The sequence below is a fragment of the Adhaeribacter aquaticus DSM 16391 genome, from assembly GCF_000473365.1.
Lineage (GTDB): Bacteria > Bacteroidota > Bacteroidia > Cytophagales > Hymenobacteraceae > Adhaeribacter > Adhaeribacter aquaticus.
Genome location: NZ_KI421517.1, coordinates 3,140,473 through 3,161,846, shown reverse-complemented (window position 1 = coordinate 3,161,846; position 21,374 = coordinate 3,140,473). Strand labels below are relative to the sequence as shown.

General features: G+C 39.1%; 22 protein-coding genes. 8 read left to right on the top strand and 14 right to left on the bottom strand.

The window, feature by feature from the left end; all coding sequences use genetic code 11:
• Positions 1 to 29: 29 nt before the first annotated feature.
• Positions 30 to 425 carry a hypothetical protein gene (locus ADHAQ_RS0116300; protein ID WP_026463851.1) on the top strand — a complete coding sequence of 132 codons (396 nt, stop codon included), beginning with the start codon at positions 30 to 32 and terminating at the stop codon, positions 423 to 425.
• A 79-nt stretch (positions 426 to 504) separates the two neighbouring features.
• Here the strand turns inward: ADHAQ_RS0116300 and ADHAQ_RS0116295 are convergent, their stop codons facing one another.
• From ADHAQ_RS0116295 to ADHAQ_RS0116285, 3 genes are all read right to left on the bottom strand, one after another.
• Entirely contained in the window at positions 505 to 1,389 is an 885-nt protein-coding gene (locus ADHAQ_RS0116295; protein ID WP_051359974.1) for a YitT family protein, read from the bottom strand.
• 100 nt (positions 1,390 to 1,489) lie between these two features.
• Positions 1,490 to 1,999, bottom strand: a complete 510-nt coding sequence (locus ADHAQ_RS0116290; protein WP_026463849.1) for a hypothetical protein — start codon at positions 1,997 to 1,999, stop codon at positions 1,490 to 1,492.
• Positions 2,000 to 2,105: 106 nt separating this feature from the next.
• On the bottom strand, positions 2,106 to 2,483 hold the full coding sequence (locus ADHAQ_RS0116285) for a hypothetical protein (RefSeq protein ID WP_026463848.1): 378 nt from the start codon (positions 2,481 to 2,483) through the stop codon (positions 2,106 to 2,108).
• Positions 2,484 to 2,951: 468 nt separating this feature from the next.
• On the opposite strand from ADHAQ_RS0116285, the gene ADHAQ_RS0116280 reads away from it, so the two are divergent.
• From ADHAQ_RS0116280 to ADHAQ_RS0116265, 4 genes are all read left to right on the top strand, one after another.
• On the top strand, positions 2,952 to 3,365 hold the full coding sequence (locus ADHAQ_RS0116280) for a hypothetical protein (protein ID WP_026463847.1): 414 nt from the start codon (positions 2,952 to 2,954) through the stop codon (positions 3,363 to 3,365).
• 710 nt (positions 3,366 to 4,075) lie between these two features.
• On the top strand, positions 4,076 to 4,459 hold the full coding sequence (locus ADHAQ_RS0116275; RefSeq protein WP_026463846.1) for a hypothetical protein: 384 nt from the start codon (positions 4,076 to 4,078) through the stop codon (positions 4,457 to 4,459).
• A gap of 157 nt (positions 4,460 to 4,616) precedes the next feature.
• Positions 4,617 to 5,012, top strand: a complete 396-nt coding sequence (locus ADHAQ_RS0116270; RefSeq protein WP_157433441.1) for a hypothetical protein — start codon at positions 4,617 to 4,619, stop codon at positions 5,010 to 5,012.
• Between the two features lie 45 nt (positions 5,013 to 5,057).
• On the top strand, positions 5,058 to 5,252 hold the full coding sequence (locus tag ADHAQ_RS0116265; protein ID WP_026463844.1) for a hypothetical protein: 195 nt from the start codon (positions 5,058 to 5,060) through the stop codon (positions 5,250 to 5,252).
• Positions 5,253 to 5,254: 2 nt separating this feature from the next.
• Here the strand turns inward: ADHAQ_RS0116265 and ADHAQ_RS0116260 are convergent, their stop codons facing one another.
• Positions 5,255 to 5,521, bottom strand: a complete 267-nt coding sequence (locus tag ADHAQ_RS0116260; RefSeq protein WP_026463843.1) for a hypothetical protein — start codon at positions 5,519 to 5,521, stop codon at positions 5,255 to 5,257.
• Between the two features lie 419 nt (positions 5,522 to 5,940).
• Between ADHAQ_RS0116260 and ADHAQ_RS0116255 the strand changes: the two genes are divergently transcribed.
• A complete protein-coding gene (locus ADHAQ_RS0116255; protein ID WP_169728007.1) occupies positions 5,941 to 7,653 on the top strand; it encodes an ATP-binding protein in 1,713 nt (570 codons plus the stop codon).
• Between the two features lie 167 nt (positions 7,654 to 7,820).
• Here ADHAQ_RS0116255 and ADHAQ_RS0116250 read toward each other — a convergent pair whose 3' ends face one another.
• From ADHAQ_RS0116250 to ADHAQ_RS0116225, 6 genes are all read right to left on the bottom strand, one after another.
• Entirely contained in the window at positions 7,821 to 10,058 is a 2,238-nt protein-coding gene (locus ADHAQ_RS0116250) for an ATP-binding protein (protein ID WP_026463841.1), read from the bottom strand.
• Between the two features lie 172 nt (positions 10,059 to 10,230).
• On the bottom strand, positions 10,231 to 10,611 hold the full coding sequence (locus ADHAQ_RS0116245; protein WP_026463840.1) for a response regulator: 381 nt from the start codon (positions 10,609 to 10,611) through the stop codon (positions 10,231 to 10,233).
• 6 nt (positions 10,612 to 10,617) lie between these two features.
• A complete protein-coding gene (locus ADHAQ_RS0116240) occupies positions 10,618 to 10,935 on the bottom strand; it encodes a sensor histidine kinase (RefSeq protein ID WP_071781124.1) in 318 nt (105 codons plus the stop codon).
• 15 nt (positions 10,936 to 10,950) lie between these two features.
• Complete coding sequence (locus tag ADHAQ_RS0116235) at positions 10,951 to 11,208, bottom strand: hypothetical protein (protein WP_026463838.1); 258 nt, start codon at positions 11,206 to 11,208, stop codon at positions 10,951 to 10,953.
• Positions 11,209 to 11,641: 433 nt separating this feature from the next.
• Positions 11,642 to 12,016: a hypothetical protein gene (locus ADHAQ_RS0116230; protein ID WP_026463837.1), complete on the bottom strand. Its 375-nt coding sequence runs from the start codon at positions 12,014 to 12,016 to the stop codon at positions 11,642 to 11,644.
• Positions 12,017 to 12,425: 409 nt separating this feature from the next.
• Positions 12,426 to 17,462, bottom strand: coding sequence for a PAS domain S-box protein (locus tag ADHAQ_RS0116225; RefSeq protein WP_026463836.1), 5,037 nt, complete (start codon positions 17,460 to 17,462; stop codon positions 12,426 to 12,428).
• A 239-nt stretch (positions 17,463 to 17,701) separates the two neighbouring features.
• On the opposite strand from ADHAQ_RS0116225, the gene ADHAQ_RS0116220 reads away from it, so the two are divergent.
• Together ADHAQ_RS0116220 and ADHAQ_RS29040 are read left to right on the top strand one after the other, a co-directional pair.
• Positions 17,702 to 17,944: a LexA family protein gene (locus tag ADHAQ_RS0116220; RefSeq protein ID WP_281172389.1), complete on the top strand. Its 243-nt coding sequence runs from the start codon at positions 17,702 to 17,704 to the stop codon at positions 17,942 to 17,944.
• A gap of 15 nt (positions 17,945 to 17,959) precedes the next feature.
• The gene (locus ADHAQ_RS29040; RefSeq protein ID WP_084523871.1) at positions 17,960 to 18,094 is read left to right on the top strand and encodes a JAB domain-containing protein; all 135 of its coding nucleotides are present in this window, start codon (positions 17,960 to 17,962) and stop codon (positions 18,092 to 18,094) included.
• A gap of 91 nt (positions 18,095 to 18,185) precedes the next feature.
• Here the strand turns inward: ADHAQ_RS29040 and ADHAQ_RS0116215 are convergent, their stop codons facing one another.
• The 4 genes from ADHAQ_RS0116215 to ADHAQ_RS0116200 form a co-directional block, all read right to left on the bottom strand.
• Positions 18,186 to 18,605 (bottom strand): DUF1453 family protein, encoded by a 420-nt coding sequence (locus tag ADHAQ_RS0116215; RefSeq protein WP_026463834.1) that lies wholly within the window; start codon positions 18,603 to 18,605, stop codon positions 18,186 to 18,188.
• 564 nt (positions 18,606 to 19,169) lie between these two features.
• Entirely contained in the window at positions 19,170 to 20,351 is a 1,182-nt protein-coding gene (locus ADHAQ_RS0116210; protein ID WP_051359973.1) for a BamA/TamA family outer membrane protein, read from the bottom strand.
• Between the two features lie 83 nt (positions 20,352 to 20,434).
• Positions 20,435 to 20,686 carry an acyl carrier protein gene (locus ADHAQ_RS0116205; protein WP_026463832.1) on the bottom strand — a complete coding sequence of 84 codons (252 nt, stop codon included), beginning with the start codon at positions 20,684 to 20,686 and terminating at the stop codon, positions 20,435 to 20,437.
• Positions 20,687 to 20,709: 23 nt separating this feature from the next.
• A complete protein-coding gene (locus ADHAQ_RS0116200) occupies positions 20,710 to 21,315 on the bottom strand; it encodes a TetR/AcrR family transcriptional regulator (RefSeq protein ID WP_157433440.1) in 606 nt (201 codons plus the stop codon).
• Positions 21,316 to 21,374 lie beyond the last annotated feature (59 nt).

The window sequence follows — 21,374 nt, the reverse complement described above, 5'->3', positions numbered from 1 at the left end:
TTTTGTTATCTGGAGATTAGCTACATCACATGATTGTTTACGAAAACCCCTTTATTAAGATGGACTATGATCCTGCAACTGATATTCTTGTGACTCAGATGCCGGACGTAGATACGCTGATATTACCAGAGATCAACCGTTTTTTAGGGATTATTGTAGAGCAGGTTAGAAACTATGATGTAAAAAAGCTGCTTGTGGATGCAAGAAAAACTCAGGTCGAAGTAAATGAAGAAACTTATTCAGCTATGATGTCAGATTTCCTGCATGCATTACTATCTACCCATCTACAAAAATTAGCTCGGATTGTCTCCTCAAGCACCGTAAGGGAATCAGCTGTGAAAAATGTGTATACCGGACCGAAGCTTCCCATCCAGCTCCAGAGCTTTACGGATATTACCTCTGCAATAGATTGGCTGAAGGAGTGATCCAGTTTCCTTCACCCCTTACAATTCAGGCATTATTGAGATTTCCACCTGCATTACACGATACTTCTCAACGTGGCTCTTAATGCAGCACTCTTTTCTTTATCATGCCGCCTTCTGTATCATCAATACTGTGTTGGATAATAAAGGCTTGCGCATCCAGGAGCTTTATTTCTCTTCGGAGCTGGGGAATTTCTAGCCGAGTGACTACTGTAAAGATAATATCAATGTCTACGTTGCGTTCACCCCGTTTACCATAACCTCGTTTGCCCTGATAAATAGTGGCCCCCCGACCTAATTTTTCAGTAATGACTTGCCGGATGCGTTCACTCTGTTCTGAAATAATAGTTACTCCAGTATATTGTTCTATACCGTGTAATAAAAAATCAATCATTTTAGCGGCGGCAAAATAAGTCAAGATAGAATATAAGGCTACTTCCATGCTTAAGAAAAAGGCAGCAGTAGCAAAAATGACAATATTCAGGATTAAGATAACATCACTAACTTTTAAAATCTGAGTACTTTTGCTGACCAGCATAGCCGCAATTTCAGTTCCATCCAAAACAGCCCCTCCCCGCATAGCCAAGCCAATTCCTACGCCAATGAATACGCCTCCAAAGATTGCTGTTAAAAGCTTATCCGGAGTAATGTCAGGGAAAGTTATACCAGCCAGGCATACAGATAAGCCTATAATGGCAAAAGCGCTTTTAAATGCAAATACCTTTCCCATGAATTTGTAACCTATAAGAATGAAAGGCAGGTTAATAATTATTAGTAGGTAAGGCAAAGGGATCCCGAAAATATGGGTAAGTAACATGGAGATGCCGGTAACACCGCCATCAATAAAATGACTGGATAATAAAAATCCTTTCAGCCCCATACTAGCTGATAGTATTCCTAAAAGAATCAGTACTGCGTTTTTGATTTCACCAACGATATTAATTGGCGTATTGAGTTTAGGGTTCATAAATAAATTTCATTAGATAAATACTGGTATTCAATCTGAAAATTTTTATTAAAAATAACAGCAGAGTTTTTACATAGCTCTACTGTTACTTTCTTATTATTTAAATTACTTGTTTTTGATAAGAAGCGATGGAATCATTAATTATTCTGGACCACTTATCTGCCAGTTGAAGCTCTCCTTTTAACATTAGCCCATCAAAATTTGAATTATAGAAAGTTAGTACTTCTTCCTTTTGGCGTTGGCCTTTATAGGAAAGTAGTAAGCCTATCTCATCTGATATTTTAGAGCTTCCTTCTTTATTATTTATTTCTCGGGAGTTATTTAACACACTTGCAGTTTGTATTTCAGATAATTCTATCTGTTTAGAAGTCTCCTTATTTTCCTCCTGACGGATAAAAAAGATTTGGCAAGTATTATTATCAATTCCGATCAATAACGTATTGCTCCACAAATCATAGTGGGTAATAGAGCCGTTGGTCTTTTCTGCCAAAAGTCTTAAGCGTTGCAGGAGCTTTGTGTCCTTTTTTTTATTGTTTATTCCCATTACTAGGAATGGGATTATGAACAGGAGCATAACTCCCGTTATTTTAACTATGTTTTCTAAAGTCATGTTCTTAATAAAATTTTTACAATAGCCATTAAGGATAGTTATAGCTCCAAATAGAGATAACCACCAAAATAAATTTCCTGAATAGACCAGGCAGTGCAAAAACTTATTACCAGAAGTAGTGGAAAGGAAAAATAAGGTTAGGGCTCAAAAAGCCTAACCAGCCATTATATGAGTAAAAATGGTATTGGATAAAAGCACAGTAAAATACATTTTCAATGGCATTTGCAAAAGGAGCATACACCTTCCCCGGATGTATCCGAAGAGTAAGCGAAAAGCCATTATTGACAGCAATAGAAACTTCCGATGGAATTGTATAGCAACTGGAGTTGGGAGCCTCTATTAATTTGAATTGCTGCTTTTGAGAAGCGGTATAGTTTACGGGGGTGGATGGTACTCGGCAGGAAACGGTATTGTTTAACCCTATGAGGGAGGTAAACAATACTGAAACAATTAATAAAAGAAAAATCTTTAATTCCCTTGCCACATTGCAAAGTTAGGTTTTATCATGAAGTATAACATTATAAATAATAAATAAGTTGTTTTACCTTAGATGTAATTTTAAGGCTAAAATATTGATTAGCCACATTAAAGCCTAATCAATTTTATCACAGCTATTTGCTCATAAGAGGCTATTTGTCGGGTTGCCTTTTCTGTTTGCCAGCATTATAGGTTTTAGCTCGTATCCAAACCTAACCTCCCTGGGCTAGTCCAAAGCGTTTAAATTTGAGCCCCACCCTATCCATATAAGTTGTATTAATGCACTTTTCAACTTTATTGAGGGCTTTATAAATTTGCCGCTCCCCCTTAGTGGAAGGAAATTTTTCTAAACAAGCTCAATAATAGGCTCCTAAAAATTAGGTAAGAAAAGTTTATATTACAGTTAAAATTGAAACAACAAAGAACTTATCTTTGTTAGCTTTAAAATTGCACTATTCATATTTTCCTATTCCAGGTGATATTATTTGACAACTCATTAATTAAATTAAATTATAGTGCGGCTACAGATATACTAGAAGTAGCTTATCCGGACCTACACGGCTACCTCTTAACCGAAATCAAGAACAGTATTGATGCTTTGGTAGAAAATGTAAGGAATTACGATGTAAAGAAACTTTTATTAGATTCTTCCAATACTATTATTTCTGTTAGTGAACAGGAAAGCAGGGAAATAGCTTCTTATTTAGCCGCTGGTTTAATACAAACGAGGTTACGGAAGCTTGCCAGGATTCAATCGCCCAGGAGTGCTGTTGAAAACACGGCTCAAAATAATATAAAGCATATAAAGAATACCGGACTACTCCCTTTTGAATTACTAAACTTTTCTAATAAAGCTGAAGCTATCGAATGGCTAAAGAACCAAAATTAAGGATAAAGCAGTTATTCTTCTTTCAGTAAGCTTTTGGTATTAATAAAGATTACTACAACACAAGAAAATAACAACATGAGCTTAACGAACAAGTCAATCATTTTTTTTGGATTTAATTTATACCTGAAATATTTTCTTAAGCGGCAAATCAAATATGGTTGGCATCACCCCAGTGCAGTAACAGCACCAACCATGCAATAAGTAAAACCACTGCCATACGATTTCTTTTAATCCGTTTTTAATAGCAAGATTCGATAAAAGCAAGTAAGCTAACAAGTAAGGCCTGATCCGGGCTTTAATTTTACCAACCTCTTACTCTATTATCTATCAAGGCGTTCAACTTGGCCAGATTATAGCCTCTTGACAACATATCTGCTGTCGGAAGGCCCGCAAATATTGCCGAGATAAACTGGGTAATTAAACAAATGAAAAAAATATAACGAAGTGATTTACCAATAGTCACAATTTATTCCAATTCCTTTTACTAATTGCCTTGCAACTAATAAGAAGATTACAAAAAAGGCAGCTAATAATCAGCTGCCTTTTTTGCACCATTACTTTTGATACAGCTTACTTGTTATACTTTTCCATGAAAATAAAAAGTATAAATTCTTAACCTGATGGGCTATTTAAGTATTGCAGATTTAGTTACCATACAATAAGGCACTGTTTTTGTTTTCAGGATACCAGGTGAATAATTTGCAGGAAAAATGAAGGAATATCAGATAGATAATAAATTGGCTGAGGTATTATCGGGAAATGGGTTAGTGGAATTAGCGCCTAAAAATGGGCACAGAAGATTTATGAATGCCTTGAATCCTTCTGATTTCGTTACTTTTCAAGATGGCTTACTGTTGTGCAATCAGCTTGGTGCAGAACCAGGACCTATTCCGGAGGAAAGATTAAAAGTAATAATTGCTTTTCACAAGCTGCACCCAAAAACACAAAAAGAACTAGTCGCTTTCGCTGGGAACAGGTTAGATGATATTATTAAATTTTTAAACCAGGCACATAAGCCCGATACTGTTCCTGCCATATTTAAGAAAGACCTGGCTGATGAAATAGACAAGATTTATAATTCGGTATTTTTGTAAAACTACTTTAATTATTTGTGCCTTCTGCTCACAATCTTTTTTGCCTCTGCAAGGTCTATTTATTTTAAAAGAGTTCAAGGATTTGAGCAACAAAATTCTATAAGGTTAAAGTATAACCTAACTATTTTTGTCCCTATTTAAAGAAAACACTTATTCTATGGTTTTATATGAAAATGGATTTATGAAATTGGATTTTGATCCAACAACCGATATCCTTACGGTTGATTTACCACCGGTTGACAATATCCTGCTACCCGAAATTGAAATGTCTTTTGGTTTAGTAATAGAATATGCCAGAAATTATGACGTAAAAAGGTTATTATTTAACGCTAAGGAAACAAAAGTGGAAGTGGAAGAAACTACCTTTTCACCTATCGTGACTAATTTTATTCAGGGTTTACAAACTACCCGGGTACAGAAAATTGCACGCATTACCTCGGCTAGTTATGCTAAGGAAAATATGATTAGCAACCTCTTCAAAGAAAATGTAATGCCTATTCAGTTCAGAATTTTTACAGAACTACACGACGCATTGGAATGGTTAATAGAGTAATGGTTAAAACCTTAAAAATCTTTAAAGCCTCCTTACACTAGATACATGTTAGAAGAAATCAAAAAAAGGTTAATGCTGCGGCAAATCCATCGGTTTACCATAGAGGAATGTGAAGACCGGTTAATGCTTATTCGGTATTTGCAACGGAGGGAGGAATTACATGCGTATCAACAGGAATTTCAGGATTATATAATAAAAATAGAGTACCGACTGGCTAATTTAAAAAAGGAGCTGGAGTAAAATTAAATTAACTTAGGTTCATTATCTTCTAAAGAAGCATTACTACCAGCAGGATCATTATTCAATTCTGGTTGATTTAGTAAAGTTTCAAAACCCTCTAACTCAGCTAACCTGGCTTCCAATAAGATTTTATAATTTTCCAACTCTTCTTTTTCAGCCTGATTTTGTACCCGAGCGAGTAAATACCTCACGTAGATGAGGATTTCTGAGGCTTTACTTTTACTTACCTGTTTTATATCTATATTAGCAAAATCTTTATTTAATCCCATCTTAGCAACCTCCTTTCTTTAGTCATAGCCTGGAATGTCTTTTTAATTCACTTAATTTAGGTGTAAAAAGACTAATATAATTAATCCTAAAAAAGCACAACACCTTCAGGGAAATCTACATTAAAGTTTTTGTTTTGTTTGTTAAAAAAACAACGCACTTAATACTGATTTGTTATCCTTTATTTGGCATTTTTAATGAATTAGTTATTTTTTAAATACAAAGTTCAATTGATATTTTATTGCCCTTTAAATTTTGGTTTTAACTGTAAAACGTAAAAATAAATTTAGTACTATATTATTTTATATATGTGCTGCTTATAAAGAACTAAAATTATAATTTTAATGTAGTTTATTTATCAGATAGTTTTCCTGTTTTAATACAAAAAGTACAAACATAGGATTTTACTTAATTATCAGTTGTGGACATAGATAACCTTAAGTCTTTTATGAATACCAGTGCTCAACCTGACCTGCTTGTTCAGTTAAAAGAAACACAGCAGAAATTAGAAGATAAAAACAAGCAATTAGAGCTGATAAACCAGGTTGGCATGATGTTAACTTCGGAATTGGCTCTAGAAAAACTGGTACAGAAAGTAACTGATCTGGCCACCCAAATCAGCAAGGCCCAATTCGGAGCCTTATTTTATAAAAAGGAGAATTCGCAAGGGGAAGAAATTACTCTTTTTACTCTTTCCGGCGCTGATAAAGAGGCTTTTTCCGGCATGCATTCGCTTCGGAATACGCCCTTACTTTCTCCCACTTTTAATGGAGAAGGCGTTATTCGTTCCGATGACATTACCCTGGATCCCAGGTATGGTCATAACAAACCACATCATGGCATGCCGAAAGGCCATCTCTTTTTAAGAAGCTACTTAGCTCTTCCTGTTATTTCCAGAACGGGGAAGGTTTTGGGTGGTTTGTTTTTCGGTCACCCAGAGGCGGGCATTTTCACGCAGTACGAAGAAGATTTAGTACAAGGAATAGCGGCCCAGGCAGCCGTAGCTATTGATAATGCCCGTTTGTTTGAGGCCAATGTAGAAGCTGAACAAAAGGCAAAAACCATCCTGGAGTCTATGCCTCACATTGCTTGGACTTCTCATGCTGACGGTAGTATCAATTACTTCAACCAACGATGGTATGAGTACACCGGGCTTTTACCTGAACAAAGTTTAGCTTCTGATTACTGGAAAACCATAGTCCATCCTGATGATTTGGAAATAACGACTCAGAAGTGGGAACAAGCCGTAAAAACAGGAGTAACTTTTGAACATGAATATCGGTTGAAACAGGCCATAGATAACAGCTACCGCTGGCATTTAGGGCGGGCAACACCAATTAAGGACAGCAGAGGCATTATTAATATGTGGATAGGGACCTGTACGGATGTACAGGAAGTAAAACAGGTGCAGCAAGGTCTATTTCAAAAGAATATGGAGCTAATGAAAAGCAATTCTGATTTAGATAGCTTTGTTTACACCGCTTCTCATGACTTGAAAGGGCCTGTTATCAATATCCGGCAAATTATTCAGGAACTACATGCGGAAGCAAATTTTAGGGCAGAAGATGCGGAACTCTTGCAAGTTTTACTTCATGATTCCTTAAATCAGCTACAGCAAACTATTCAGGATTTATCAGAGGTAGTAAAAGTACAGAAAAGTCAACAGGAAGCTGACGAAGAAATAAATTTAGAAAGGTTGTTGGAAGAAGTTAAAATCAGCTTGAAAATGCTGATTTTAGAATCGAATGCACAGATAGAAACTGATTTTAACGAAGCTCCGGTCATTGCTTTTAACCGGGGACATTTGAAAAGTATTTTATATAATTTGGTTAATAACGGCCTTAAATACCGTTCTGCGGCTCGAAATGCCAAGATAAAGATTAAGAGTAGTTTAGAGTCCGGGTACGTCAAAATAAGTGTTGCGGATAATGGCATAGGGATGAATCTGGAGAACAGACAAGAAAAGCTATTTCAAATGTTTTCTCGTTTTCATGATCATGTACCCGGTTCTGGAATAGGTTTATATTTAGTTAACCGGATTATCAAAAATAATGGAGGATATATCGAGGTACAAACAAAGCCAGAAGAAGGAAGTACTTTCCATCTTTTCTTTAAACAAGATCCAAAAGTTTAATTGTTAAGTTACCTAAGCAGTTGTTGAGCATGCAAAAAATGAAACCTGTTTTTCAGAGCGATTGGTCCCTAGGTCCAGGCAGGTACATTAAAATTACTGATATTCAGTTAAATTTTGAAGTGCACTAGTTTAGGTATTACAACTTAAATAAAATTTCAGCACCAAAGTTATGTGGTCATTGGAAAGGTAATCGTAAACGTTGTACCAACATTTAATTCACTTTGCACTGATACCTGTCCCCCCAGCGATTCTATTTGTATTTTGGTTAAGTACAACCCCAAGCCTTTAGCTTGTTTATGTTCATGAAAAGTTCGATATAACCCAAATAGCTTATCGCCAGCTTTTTCTAAATTTATGCCTAATCCGTTGTCGGTAATGGAAAGGTAAACCTTGCCTGGTTCTTTCCAGGTTTTAATTAAAATTTGGAGTTTCCGATCAGGAGAACGGTATTTGAAAGCGTTGAAAATAAAGTTGTGCAGAATACTTTCCAAATAAATTTTGGGTAAGGTAAAGGTTGGTACATCCAACTCTGTTTTTACGTCTCCTCCTGATTCTTCTAAAATAGTGCCCTGGTTTTGTATTTCCTTTTGAATCATTTGGTTCAGGTCCACTTCCTCAAAACGCAGTTGCTCATCTAACCGGCTATTTACAATAGATTCTAAATCAGTAATGGTGCCCCGCATGTTATCGGCTACTTCTTTCAAATTGTCTATTACCCAATTGGCCATAGTTTCACTGGGAGAATCTTTATAAATACTATGAAGGCCCTCTATGTTAGCTATTGGTGCTCGCAGGTTATGCGACATAATAAGCGCAATATCTTTTAACTGGCTATTCTTTACAGCCAGAAGTTTAGCCGTAGTATTCAATTGTGCATTTACCTGCTCCATACTGTTAGCCTGGTTGCGTAGCTGAATGGCTGTTAAATCTTTTACAAAAATCTGAGCGATCTCAATTTCATTTATATTCCAGGGCTGCGATTTCCCTTTTACAACTTCCTGCCATTTTTCAAATGATTTCCGGGGATGTATGCGCATATCGGAGCTAACGGTTGGCTTTTCCGGATTACCGGCCCAAATGCGGGTCTCTTTTATTTCTTGCTTGAAAAATAATAGGTACTCGCGGTCAAACTTTGAAATTTCCAAAGCTAAAAAGCCACTGGCAATTTCGGGATAAGCTGCGGCTTCCGGGAAATGCAAGGAAAGGGTACGCGTACTAAATACCTTTTCATCGGTGAATTGAGCTAACCAGCTGGTTAAATTGTTTATCTGAGAAGAGCTAGGCGTTTTTCCACACGTAAAAACTTCTTTGTTTAACACCAAGGCAACTCCTGTGCTTTGGGTAAAGTTCAGCAGACTTTGTTTTGTTTGGGTAAGTCCAAGAATTAATTCCGGGTATTGGCTTAAATCCGAGATAAGGGCTTGTTCATTTTTCTTAAACACCTCAAACTGCTTTATATCCCGTGTCTCTTGAACGGCAGCAATAACATCTGCAAAAATTTGAGTGATGAGTTCGCACAGCTGTCTTTTCCAAACGTCCAGAAAAGCAGGTTTAATATTATGACAGGAAAGTGTTCCCCAAAGCTGGCCTTTTACCACAATAGAAAATGAAATAGTTGCCGATACACCCGCATTTCTCAGGTATTCGAGGTGGATTTCGGAAGGGTTACGTAGTTCCGATTTAAGAATATTAGAAGGCTGACCGGTAGCAGGGTTGTAGTAAGGTACTATTTCAATTGCTTCGGCATTTACATCTGGAATATGGCGGATCGGCTTTTGCACGAGCAGGTTCCTGGCAGGTTCAGGTATATCTGTGGCCGGAAAATGATGCCTCAGGTAAGAATCTAAATTTTCATTGCAACGCTCGGCTATTACTTCGGTGTGCCAGTCGGTATCAAATTGCATGATATCTACCCGGTCGTAATTTATAATATTCCTTACTGCTTCGCACACGGTTGTACCCAGACTTTCAATTGTTTGTAAGGGTGCTAATTGCTTGTGTAGTTGCGATAATAGGTGGTTATGTTTTATTTTTTCTTCTTCGGGATAAGGAGTATAAGGTTCACATTCAAGTATAATATGGTTGCCTGATATATGGCTAAAACCAAAGAACTTTTTTCCGCCAAAAAATAGAATATCCGGATTTGCATGATCTGGCTCCAATAAAGAATTTAGGTTGAAAGCAGGTTCATGATCAGATAAAAGATCATGTATTTTTTTTTGCAGTAGATCTTCGGCAGAAGAAAAAGGTAGAAAATCAGGAGTGTTTCGGCTTACCTGTTCTACCACAAAGGTGTGCTTATTGATGATAAGTAAAAAACCGTGTGGCTGAATGCGGCCAATAATATGTATAGGTTCCTTATCACAATTAGAAAGGTCTACCTGAATGTTTTTATAATTTAGCATGTTCTTTTTTATCTCCGGAACCTGATTAACCCACCTATTTAAGAAACTGTTTTAAAATTAAAAAGCAGGTTGTTTCACCTCATCCCCAGCTTATGTTTAAATGCTCGCTGTTTTAACTGCATACTGCTTCTACGGTAACAAAATGATTTTTCTCCTTTTGATTCTTGTGCCCTTATAAATGCGATAGAATTTCCTGTACATCAGTTGCATCCAATGGTTTATGTTTAAACCCGCTAATCAAATCGTTAGTAGAGGCTTTATCCGTATCATCCAAACTCAAGGAAGAAGTCAGAATAAAAATTTTACAGCTGGCTTTAACTTGCGGTTTATAAGGCTCCAGCTCCTCCAGGAATTCCCAGCCGTCCATACCAGGCATATCAAGGTCTAATAAAATTAGTTCCGGCAGCTTTGTTTCATTTTCCAATACCATCATCTCCAAAGCTTCTTCGGCAGAAAGAAAAGATGAAACTGTTCCGGTAAATCCTTCTGCTTGCAGTTTATTTTTAACCAGGAATAGGCTGACTTCATTATCATCAATAATAAAAGCTTGCATGCGTTCTTACTTTAAAATAATAGTAAAACTGGTTCCACTATTTACCTGGCTATTTACCTGAATTTGCCCACCCATAGCTTCTATGTGCATCTTTACCAGAAATAAACCAATACCTTTTCCTTCTTTTGTGGCATGAAACCTTTTATAAGGTTTAAAAACATTATCCTTGGCTTTTTTCATGTCGAAACCCAATCCGTTATCCGAGAAGCTAATTGTTTTTGTTCCTGCCGCGTTTGTATGAGCCTGAATGGTAATCTGAAGCGGGCGCTCGGACGAACGGTATTTAATGGCGTTAGACAATAGGTTATTAAAGATGCTATACAAATAAGCCCGGTTTGCCTAAACCTGCAGTTCTTCTTCTATATGTAAACTAACTTCTCCCTGGCAATAATCTAAAGTAGCCTTGAAATCATATATAGTTTGCTCAATTACATCCACCAGCTTTATACTTTCCTTTTCCAGCACATGGATCTTATCCCGGATAGATAAAATGGAGTTTATATCTTTCAATATTTCATCCAGCCGAACAATGCTATTCTTTAAATAAGTTAAAGCCTGATCAAAGTTAGCGGAGTCCTTACTAACACTTTCCAACATGCTGATAAGACCTAATGCATTGGCAACGGGAGAACGAAAGTTATGAGAAATAATATAGCTCCTATTTCCTCATTTCAACTTAAACTGTTGAAGTAATAATTTTAATCATTTTATAAACAAAAAGAAAGACCCCTAAATGAAATAATATCCGAATTGGGATATATTAAATTTTTAGATATTAACAACCTTTGGACTTTTACATCTTGTCTCAGACCTAATTTTACACTTTGGATAGGCTGCAGTAATTTCTTTATACTTATGGCCATTCATAAATCCGTTGCACCTGCGTAACTTGGAATTTGCCGCTAAATTAAGTCTCCAAACCAGCTGGATTTAAATTTTCCGCTATCTTCAAACAAACTAAACCAAGCCTAAAAACAAAAGCCAGCAAAAAGCTGGCTTCAGGTAAAATAGTGGTAGGTATAGTAACAGCTTATTGAATAGCTAATAAGTTAGCTTGTGTAGCCGCTAAATAAGCAGAAAAGGCTTTCTTTTGCGAGTCGTTTAATAAAGCACTTACTTTGGCAGTATAAGCATCTCTAATTTGTTGTAATTGGATATGAAGCTCAGCAGCATCTGTATATGTTTGTTTAGCGGCTTGTAAATCTGCTAACTCAGCTGCGGTTAATTTCTTGATCTGGATGTATTCAAATTCGTTGAAACGAAGCAGCTCCTGTAACTGGCGAACTTCTACTCTTACCTGCTGATCTAAAGTAGCATCAAATCTTTTCTGATCCACAGTTCCATTAGCAAATCCTACCGTTGAAAGTACTAATGTGAAGGCTAGTAGTAGTAAGTGCTTTTTCATATCCTTTATGCTTTTTATCTCTGTTGTGCTCTTTTGATATTCAAATGTACTTTATAGAATATAGCCTGTTCTTATATTTCGTTTAACCTATATGCCCTCTAGGTAAACTCCCCTTTTTGCCCGGTAAAGCAAGTTATAAAAGGAGCGGAAATTAATTGAATAAGAAATGAATATAAAAGGAAGCCAAATGAAAGCGGTTTACTACAAGTAATAAGGATAGAAAAAGTAGTTTGTGTTTCAAGTTAACTTAATTAAAGAGGTCTTTATTACGAAAGCCAAATTTTGTGTTTGTATTAGCTATAAATAAAAATGCCTGTTTTTAAAGGACACAAATTCCCTCTCTATTTTTCTAAACTAGCTTGCCCTTTGTATCCGTTGTTAAATCCAGTATATTCTTTAACTAAAAGGTTTATTTACCCGGAATTGGAATCCTAATTGTAACCATTGTCCCTTTACCCGAAGGCGGTGTATTCATGATAAAAGTACCGTTCAACAATTTTATCCGGTCCGCAATGGAGCGCAAGCCTATTCCTTTAATTATGCCTGGTTCTACCGGAATGCCTTGGCCATTGTCGCGTACGCGTAAAATAACCTTTTCATTTTCTTGCACCAGTAACAAATTTGCTTTTGAGGCATGCGCATGTTTAATTACATTATTGAGTAACTCCTGGCTAATGCGGTAAATGGCGAGTTCTAAATAAGGTTCCAGCCGGCTTTCTATTTCTATTTCACACTTTACCCGAATCAAACTATTGGCGAACTTCTCACACATTTCTTCCACTGCTTTGGTCAGGCCGAAATCCCTGAGTACAATCGGCACCAGTTCATGGGATACTCTTCTGGTTTCCTGAATGGCCGCATCCAATAATTTGTTAGCCTTTTCTAAAGGGACAAGTGGCAAGCTATGGGTGGCTTGTTCGAGATTCAATTTAGTAGCGTATAACATCTGGCCTACGCCATTGTGCAACGATTCTGATATACGGCGGCGTTCTTCTTCCTGCGCTTCCAGAATTGCCAGTAACAAGGCTTTTTGCTGGTTTAACCGTATTTGCAGGTTTTCTTCTTCCAACCGTTTTACAGCCGAAATATCTAAATCAATGCCTAAAATCTTGGTCGGAGAACCTTGTTCGTTGCGTTGCACCACGGCCTTAATCCGGCAGGTAAGAATCTGGCCGTCTACCCGCAGGCGTAAGGTTTCTTCTATGGGCTGGGGATGATGCCGGATTACGTCTACTAGCTTCTCAGCGATTGGCCGGTCTTCTTCTATTACATATTCCAGGTACGTTTCCGGCTGGACGGGACTGCCGGCGGGCAAACCAAACAGGCGGTACATGCCCGCACTCCAGCTCATTTCGCCGCTGGCAATATCGTATTCCCAGCTGCCCATCTGCGCTACTTCTTCGGCCCGCTGCAGTTTGGCCAGGTTCTTTTGCAGTTCTTCGGTGGTTTTTATTAACTCAGAAGTTCGTTCCTGCACTTGCTGTTCCAGCAACTCATTAAATTGCTGCAACTTCTCTTCCGCCTCTTTTAATTCGGTAATATCCAATATAAACTCTACGTATTCGTTTTCGCTGAGGCGTTTTCCGGCACACAACCCCCACCAGCGGGTACCATCCGGACGGAGGTATTGCTTCTCATAAGGGGTATATTGACCTTGGGTGAGAAGCTCCTCTCTCGAATAAAGAGCAGCTTCCATGAATTCCGGTGGAATAAGTTTTGTCCAGTGGACACGGCCGCTCACAAAATTTTGTCTGGAATAGCCGCTCATGCGTTCAAAGGCGACGTTGCAGTCGTCAATACCGCCTTCCAGGTCGAAGTAAAGGACACCCACCGTTTCGATGGAAAGTGCTTTTTGCATCCGCTCTTTGCTTTCACGAAGCGCTTCTTCTGCTTTTTTACGAGGGGTAATATCGCTGGCTGCACCGAGCCACTCAACTATTTCTCCTTTTTCATCCAGTATCGGAACGGCACGTGAAAGTGCCCAGCTTAAGTTTTTATTCGCGTCAAGTATATGGTGCTCGAGTTCAAAAATGCTTTTGTTTTTGATGGCTTCTTCAATGGCCTTACTTACCCGTAATTGCTCATGGTCCGGTATGTAATTGTTCAGCCACGAATTGTTGGCAATACTTGTATTGGCAAGAAAAGTCTTTCCTTCAAGGTTATATATCACCTGCCAGTCTGCACTCATCCTATATACCGAATCAGAACTGGCTAAAACAAAAGAACGAAAACGCGTTTCGGATTCGCGCAGAGCTTCATTCATTAGGTGCAATTCGTGAATATCCGTTGCTGCGCCATACACCTTTATGGGCTGACCACTTTCATCTCTAAGCATAAATACATTAACGACAAACCAGCGATATTCTCCGTCATAACGCCGAATACGGTGTTCCTGGTGAAGTACCTCTCCATTTTCTACCGTTTCATGATAGCGCCGTGTTGATGCTTCGTAATCGTCAGGATGAATAGCGTCTACCCAGCCCCTGTCAATTGCTTCTTCCAAAGATTGTCCCGTGTATTCCAGCCACCGTTGATTATACCAGTAGGTTGACCCATCGGACTCGCTTTCCCAGAGAAGGTCGGGGACGAGGTTGGCGATAGACTGCAAGCGTTCTTCCGATTCGCGCAGGGCTTCCCCGGCACGGGCACGTTCCATCGCCAACCACGTCCGTTCGGTTACCTCTTCTATCAGGGCAATCTCGCCTTTCGTCCACTGCCGTAGGGTGGCTGAGGCAGCGACAATCACAAAGTTTGGCATGTGCTCGCTCCTTCGCAAGATGGCAGCAACGAGCGCCCGCAGGCCGAGGGCATTGATGTTGCGCCGGTCCGTGTCAGACAACCCTTCTATCTCCTCGAAGTCGTCAATCAGCAGCGTCCGGTCAGATACGACCCGAAAGGCTTCGGGAAAGTTGGAGAGGTGAATGCCGCCTTCAGGCAGCGGCGGCACCCGGTCGTTTCCTACCTGATGCGTGAAGTCAACATGGCCAGCCTCCTGCCGGTACACGGCAATGTAGCAGCGGTCGAGCCTTAACTGCTCGACGAGCATTTGGAGCGCACGGTTCGCCACGGCATCCGCGTTTAGCTCCGTCCGCAAGGCATCGGAAAATTCCAAAAGAAATTCCTGCTGTTGCTCCCGTTCTTTGCGTTCGGTGATGTCTCTAAATATCACCGCCACCTGGTTGCTTCCTTCGCCGCCAACCCGTGACGCCCGGGTTTGAAACCAGCGGTTATCCAATTCCTTTACCTGGTATTCCTGTTGCGCTGTTTCACCGGTCTTTGCCACCCGGTCATAGGTATTCAGTATAGACGGTTCGATGTGCGTAAAAAATTCGCTTCGCTTTCTGCCTTCCATTTGCAGACCGGTCTGCCTGACGAACGACGGATTGGTATCGTGATAAATAAAATCAACAGCACGGCCATTTTCATGGTGGAGTAACTCAATCACGCAAAAACCATCATCAACGGCATTAAAAATGGTTTTGTACTTATCCGTTGCTTTTTGGGCTATCTCTTCTTTCAGGTGCAGGATTTCCACTTCTGCCTTCTTGCGTTCGGTAACGTCTTCCCAGGTATGTACCAGCCGGTCGGCATCCAAGGGGGTATTGGTAATGGCAAACCAAACCTTCCGGCCCCGGAAATCTGCTTCTCTTAGGTAGCTATTTCTCTGACCAGTTTCAATTACTTCAATCAATTGTGGCAGTTGTAACCGGCCGTTTGCCCCGTGGTCAGTAAACAGTTTGCCGGTAAAATCGTCACCCAGCATCTCTACACTGGCCCGGTTGATATACTCATGCACAAAGTCCATGATTTCGCCTTTATCATTCCGAAGGGCTTTGTATACCGCCATACCGATGTTAGGCGCATCGATAACATGCTGCAGTAAGTTTTTGCTCTGCTGCAATTCCTGCTCAATTTTTTTGCGGCTGGTGATGTCTTCGGTATTAATAACAAATCCATCATCCATTTTCACCACTATTTGATGAAACCACTGCTGGTGAAACTGTTCGTGGGAGTAGTAATGTTCGTAATCCAGGGCGACGCCTGTTTCCGTTACCTGCACAAATTGGGTAAACAAGCCGGTTTCGACAACAGCCGGATTTTGCTGCAAAAGGCTTTTACCGGTTACATCCCCAAATTGCTCGTTCCAGACGTGATTGGTAAATATCCAGGTAAAGTCAATAATTTTTCCGGTTTCGTCCCGAACGGCTTTGAACGCCTGAATAAAATACAAGGAGCTATCCAGGGTGGCCTGTAAACTTTCTTTGGTGGTTTTTATTTGCTCCTCGGCTTCTTTCCGTTGGGTAATGTTGGAGGTGATGGTAGCTACGCCGTCCTGCAGCTTTACCACTGATTGATGAAACCAGCCATTAAACTGCTCGTGGACATAATACTTTTCGTATTGCTGCGGCATGCCGGTTTCGGTTACCGCTTTAAAGGCATCGAAAATTCCTTCTTTCACAACGCCGGGTTGCAATTGCAGCAAACTTTTGCCAATCGCATCACCATAAGCTTTTTCAGATTCGTGGTTGTTTAAAACCCAAATAAAGTCAATAATATTGCCTCTATCATCCCGTACCGCTTCAAACACCTGGATCATGTCCGGTAAACTGTTCAGGGTAGCCTGCTGCAACTCCTGTTTTTGCTTAAACGCCAGCTCGGCTTTTGTGCGTTCGGTAATATCCTGCACCAAACCAATAAATTTGATGGCATGTCCCGCTGCATCAACTATCACCTTGCCGTGAGCTTCCAACAAGCGCAGTTCTCTGTCTTTCCGGTAGATGCGGCGGGTATAGTAATAAGGCTTATTGTTTGCTGCTGCTTCCTCTAAAACCTGCCTGACCGGTATAATATCATCCGGATGCGAACGGCTGTCGATCCATTCCAAAGAAGGCACCAGGCTACCAGGTTCTTCCCCAAATAACCGGTACATACCGTCGGAAAAGCGGAATTGATTCGTTGTTAAATTCACTTCGTAACTGCCAACGTTGGCTGCTGCTTCGGTAGCACGCAGCAAGGCTTCATTGCTGGCCAGTCTTTGTTCCGTGGTTACCTGCTTCGTAATATCTTCTACTTTCTGAATAAGGTAAAGAATAGTTCCTTCTTCTTCTATTGGTGTATTGGATATATGCCAATAACGCTCTCCCTGGCCTTCCTTCGAATGAACCAGGTCGTAGCGGTGCCGGTGTAGGTGGTGTGGCTTTTTGGTTTTTAGTACCTGTTGCAGGGAGGCCAACAAGGCATCCGGCCCGTTTGCAGCCGAAGATGTCATAGGGAAAGCATCAAATATATACTTTCCCATCAGGGCCACTCGTTGCGTATGCGTAGCCTCCAGATAAGAATCCGAAGCCGTGAGAATAACCAGTTCCGGTGAAAGTATCAGGTAACAATCCGGTACTTTTTCATAGGCTTTCAGCACTTGTTCCAACAGCGTACCAAGATTATTCATAAGATGGGGTTAATTACAACTATAATGTTGTAATTATAAATTAAGTTACAAGGTATACATTTTATTAACGGAAATTACAACATGAGTCTAATCAAACAATTAGATTACAATAGTGATGGCTTACAGTTTCCGCTTCTGCTCGACAGCCACTGTAAAGTAAATAAGTACCTGACTTTTGGGTTGGCTCTATTTTTTTTCTTTTTTTCCTTTTTTGAGCCACTGCCGTTCAGGTTTAACCGATTCCTACCAGGACCTTCTTCGTGCGTGTACACCGCGATAGCATGCAGGATGCCCATATTGTAGACGGCCCTAATCTGGCAGTGGATCGTTCTCTAAAACCTAACTCAGGAGATATTATTGTGGCAGTGGTCAACAACGAGTTTACCGAATTTCCTACCTATCCGGGAAGAATACTGGTGCTGTACCTGAACAATGCCAACCAGGTATTAAGAGTTTACAAGGGATTAAGCGGAGGAATATAGGCAGCTGTAGTAGGCATCCGATTAATTCTGGCTGTTAGTTTGAAAGGCTTAAGTACCGGCATCATTATTTCCCATAATCATCCCTCTGGAACACTTACTCCTTCAGAAGCTGATAAGAAGCTAACAGAACAATTTAGAAGTGGTAAGTAAAGGAGTTTTAATATTCTTAAACCTATTTTTTCTTATTGAATTTCAACTTTTAAATGTTTTTATTCCCATCATCTTATTAAAGCAAATGAAACTATAATCCCTGTTCAATTAATACTTTTAACACCATTTTTCTTAATGTTACTAATCGTCCTAACATAATACCAGAACAAAGGAACAATATAAATCCAGATAACTCGTCCCCTGCCAACCATTGTCCTAATATTTTTCTTCTAACCATCACAAATAAGAGATAAGAAGCCATTATGATTAAGCCAAATACATCAAATTTGGCAAATACTTTCTTGTCCTTCTCCTGCCATTTAATATTATTTGTCCTACCTACCAGGAATCCGATTATAAGACCTGCTCCTAAAGCTAAAAAAGCCTGCATAAAGGTTATATGTCCTTCAATAAAATAATATATACCCAAGGTTGTCATACCAGTACAGGCCAATGTAAACATCCTAAATCTAGCCAGTACTAACCTATCTAAGTATCTTTTTCTTTTCATCAAATCAATGCTAAACACTCGAGTGCTACAAATAATCAACTAATTTTTAAAAATTTAATGTATATTATTATACATGGATTTATTTGGTGAAAAATTATTATTTACAAAATTGTGTTAATACGTTGGAAGATATATGCAGCTATACAACCTCCTTCTCTCCATACTTTTTACTAAAACATCAGAAGACTTAATTTCTCTTACTATTAAACTCTTAGCTACTTTTTCACTAATAAAGGATAGCGGCCCGCGGTTATTATTCCTTAATTTAAAGTACTTTGTCTCACCCGAGCCCATTTAAGTATTTAAGCCCTGATTTTCTGTTTTTATAGCGGTACTGGTGCATCAATGGCAAACTTTAAGGATTATTTTCTAATATAAAGGCTTGAATAAGAATAACATAAATTCAAGCTCAGACTCCCTAATTGAAATGGTGTTTTGATGACTTGCTGAAGGGAAGTGTTCATGGTAATTTTTTAATAATTACCCAAAATAGCTTTTGTTCGTTGATGCCAAGTTCCAAGGTGGTAATCTTTTTTTGTAAAATTTATATGGAATAAAAGAACCTTAAAAAGCCTCTCCAATAAAAATATAGAATCCAGGCTTTTCCTTTGTAAAGGCAACATCTAGCCGGGTAAAAATATCCTTCTTGGGGAATAACAAATATCTAATCCCCCCTCCTCCTGCGACTACAAAGTCTTTATAATTGAAGGATGTAAAAGTGTTAAAAACAGTGCCCGTACTGACAAAAAAAGTGGCTCCCCATCTTTTACTAAAAGGCAATGGTAATAAACGATATTCGGCTTGTGCTGCCACCTGGTTTTTATCGCGGTAACGACCCGCATAATACCCACGCATCATATTTTCGCCGCCCATGAGAGCCAGCATATTAAAAGGAGTATTTCCGGTGGTAAACTGACCTAAAACCTGGGCCGCCAAAACGTGTTTTTTATTCAGGCTCCGGTAGAACCGGTTATCCGAAATGATGGTCGAAAAATTATAATCGCCACCCCAACGGGTGTTATATTTTAAAAAAGCAAGTTCAGAAAATTGGCCATTCCGGACATTTAAAACATTGTGACGGGTATCATACAAAATTCCCAGGCCAAAGGCCAAATTTTTAGAGCCATTACCCCCAAGCGGCAGCGCAAATGGTTCGTCCGAATTAAAATCAAAATTAACCGAACTTAACCTTTGATAATCCACTTCCAAACCAAAATAAAGGTTTTTGATTGTTTGCCTTAAGGCACGTTCCCGAATTTGCAATTGCCTGGAATTAACTTCGGCCAATTGTTCGGGCGGAGATTCCGGACCAATTCCATGATATAAAACAGGAAAGCTCTGGTACCGAATCCGTCCCGGGAAGGCCCATTTGTTGTGATTAGAATACAGGTTATGATCTGCAATCAAGCCATATTGTTCTTGTAGGGTATAAAAACCAAACCCATTCATTTCACTGAGACGGTTGGTAGTATCGCCATTGGCATAATAGACATACAGTCCACTTATACCCATTTCCAGACTAGTTTCCGGTGAATAGCCCAGAGTAGGATAAAACAGGAACTGGGGCCGGGCAGTATGGGTGGTGTCGTTTACTATTTTCTTAATATACCGGGAAATAAAATTAGGACTCTGCCCCTGGGCCTCAGAAAAACTAATTTGAAGAACCAGCAGCAAAAACAAAACCCTGGGAATAATCTTAACCAATTGGTTAACCAAATATTTCCTGTTTGGTATACTTATGATCATGTTAATATTAGTAGGTAAAATAACGCTCTCTCGGGCGCTAAGTAGTTTTAATTAGATTACAAACGGATTCTATCAGACGTTATTTAAGCCTGAATTTCTAAACTTTGAGAGGCGATAAACTGGACAAAATCATCCACTTTGTGTAAAGGAACCTCATCCGGGATAAAAATTTGGTATGCTTTCTCAACTTCTAAAATGATATCTACCAGGTCAACTGAATCGAAACCAATCTGTTCAAAATTTTGAGACAGCAATCGGGAGGGTTCTATATTTTTGCGCACTTTTATTATTTGCACTAATTCGTGCCTTAGTGCCTGATGATGAACAAGTGTCATATAAGATGAGCTTTAAATTAAGTTTAAAAAATTAAATTTTCAGATCCGGGTTGTAAAAGATTAAAATATTTTAGGCCTTCCGGAGAAACCAGTCCGTTAAATAAATGGAGCAGGTTTTGATCATAAATTTCTTTAATATTAAATTTATCCTCCGGGAATAATTCCCGGTTTAATATGGTTTGCATTTGGCTGGCATATAACTGAGCCATAATTTCAGGATTAATCTCAGACCGGTAAAGCCCTTTTTTAATTCCGTTCTCCAGATTGCTTTTAAAGAAATTAACAACGGACCGCTGCCAATATCCACACCACAACTGGTAAGCCCGGAAATAATATTTTCTTAAATCATAAAAGAAAGAAGTATGAAAAGATAACAGTTCCTGCAGGATTCTATTCGAAGTATGGTACAGGGCTTCTACTTCATTTTGGGGAAGATTAAGGCAGTCAGGATCCATTTGCATCAGGTAAGCGCCTAGTGTTTCTTCTACCAATTGCTCTTTATTTTCAAACCATTTGTACAACGTTTTTTTTGAGGTTCCCAAGTCCTGAGCTAAATTATCCATGGAGATACTTCTTATGCTGTATTGTTTAAAAAGAGCCAGTGAACGGGCCATTATCCTTTCTCTCACGCTACTCAACCGTTAGAATTTTTGTCCTGGGTTCATATAGCATTAACAAAAAAGAATTC

What these genes read in the sequence shown, in the direction of transcription:
- ADHAQ_RS0116300 (WP_026463851.1), top strand. Translation starts at nt 30, where the DNA reads ATGATTGTTTACGAAAACCCCTTTATTAAGATGGACTATGATCCTGCA.
- ADHAQ_RS0116295 (WP_051359974.1), bottom strand. Translation starts at nt 1,389, where the DNA reads ATGAACCCTAAACTCAATACGCCAATTAATATCGTTGGTGAAATCAAA.
- ADHAQ_RS0116290 (WP_026463849.1), bottom strand. Translation starts at nt 1,999, where the DNA reads ATGACTTTAGAAAACATAGTTAAAATAACGGGAGTTATGCTCCTGTTC.
- ADHAQ_RS0116275 (WP_026463846.1), top strand. Translation starts at nt 4,076, where the DNA reads ATGAAGGAATATCAGATAGATAATAAATTGGCTGAGGTATTATCGGGA.
- ADHAQ_RS0116270 (WP_157433441.1), top strand. Translation starts at nt 4,617, where the DNA reads ATGGTTTTATATGAAAATGGATTTATGAAATTGGATTTTGATCCAACA.
- ADHAQ_RS0116265 (WP_026463844.1), top strand. Translation starts at nt 5,058, where the DNA reads ATGTTAGAAGAAATCAAAAAAAGGTTAATGCTGCGGCAAATCCATCGG.
- ADHAQ_RS0116260 (WP_026463843.1), bottom strand. Translation starts at nt 5,521, where the DNA reads ATGGGATTAAATAAAGATTTTGCTAATATAGATATAAAACAGGTAAGT.
- ADHAQ_RS0116250 (WP_026463841.1), bottom strand. Translation starts at nt 10,058, where the DNA reads ATGCTAAATTATAAAAACATTCAGGTAGACCTTTCTAATTGTGATAAG.
- ADHAQ_RS0116245 (WP_026463840.1), bottom strand. Translation starts at nt 10,611, where the DNA reads ATGCAAGCTTTTATTATTGATGATAATGAAGTCAGCCTATTCCTGGTT.
- ADHAQ_RS0116235 (WP_026463838.1), bottom strand. Translation starts at nt 11,208, where the DNA reads ATGTTGGAAAGTGTTAGTAAGGACTCCGCTAACTTTGATCAGGCTTTA.
- ADHAQ_RS0116230 (WP_026463837.1), bottom strand. Translation starts at nt 12,016, where the DNA reads ATGAAAAAGCACTTACTACTACTAGCCTTCACATTAGTACTTTCAACG.
- ADHAQ_RS0116225 (WP_026463836.1), bottom strand. Translation starts at nt 17,462, where the DNA reads ATGAATAATCTTGGTACGCTGTTGGAACAAGTGCTGAAAGCCTATGAA.
- ADHAQ_RS0116215 (WP_026463834.1), bottom strand. Translation starts at nt 18,605, where the DNA reads ATGAAAAGAAAAAGATACTTAGATAGGTTAGTACTGGCTAGATTTAGG.
- ADHAQ_RS0116210 (WP_051359973.1), bottom strand. Translation starts at nt 20,351, where the DNA reads ATGATCATAAGTATACCAAACAGGAAATATTTGGTTAACCAATTGGTT.
- ADHAQ_RS0116205 (WP_026463832.1), bottom strand. Translation starts at nt 20,686, where the DNA reads ATGACACTTGTTCATCATCAGGCACTAAGGCACGAATTAGTGCAAATA.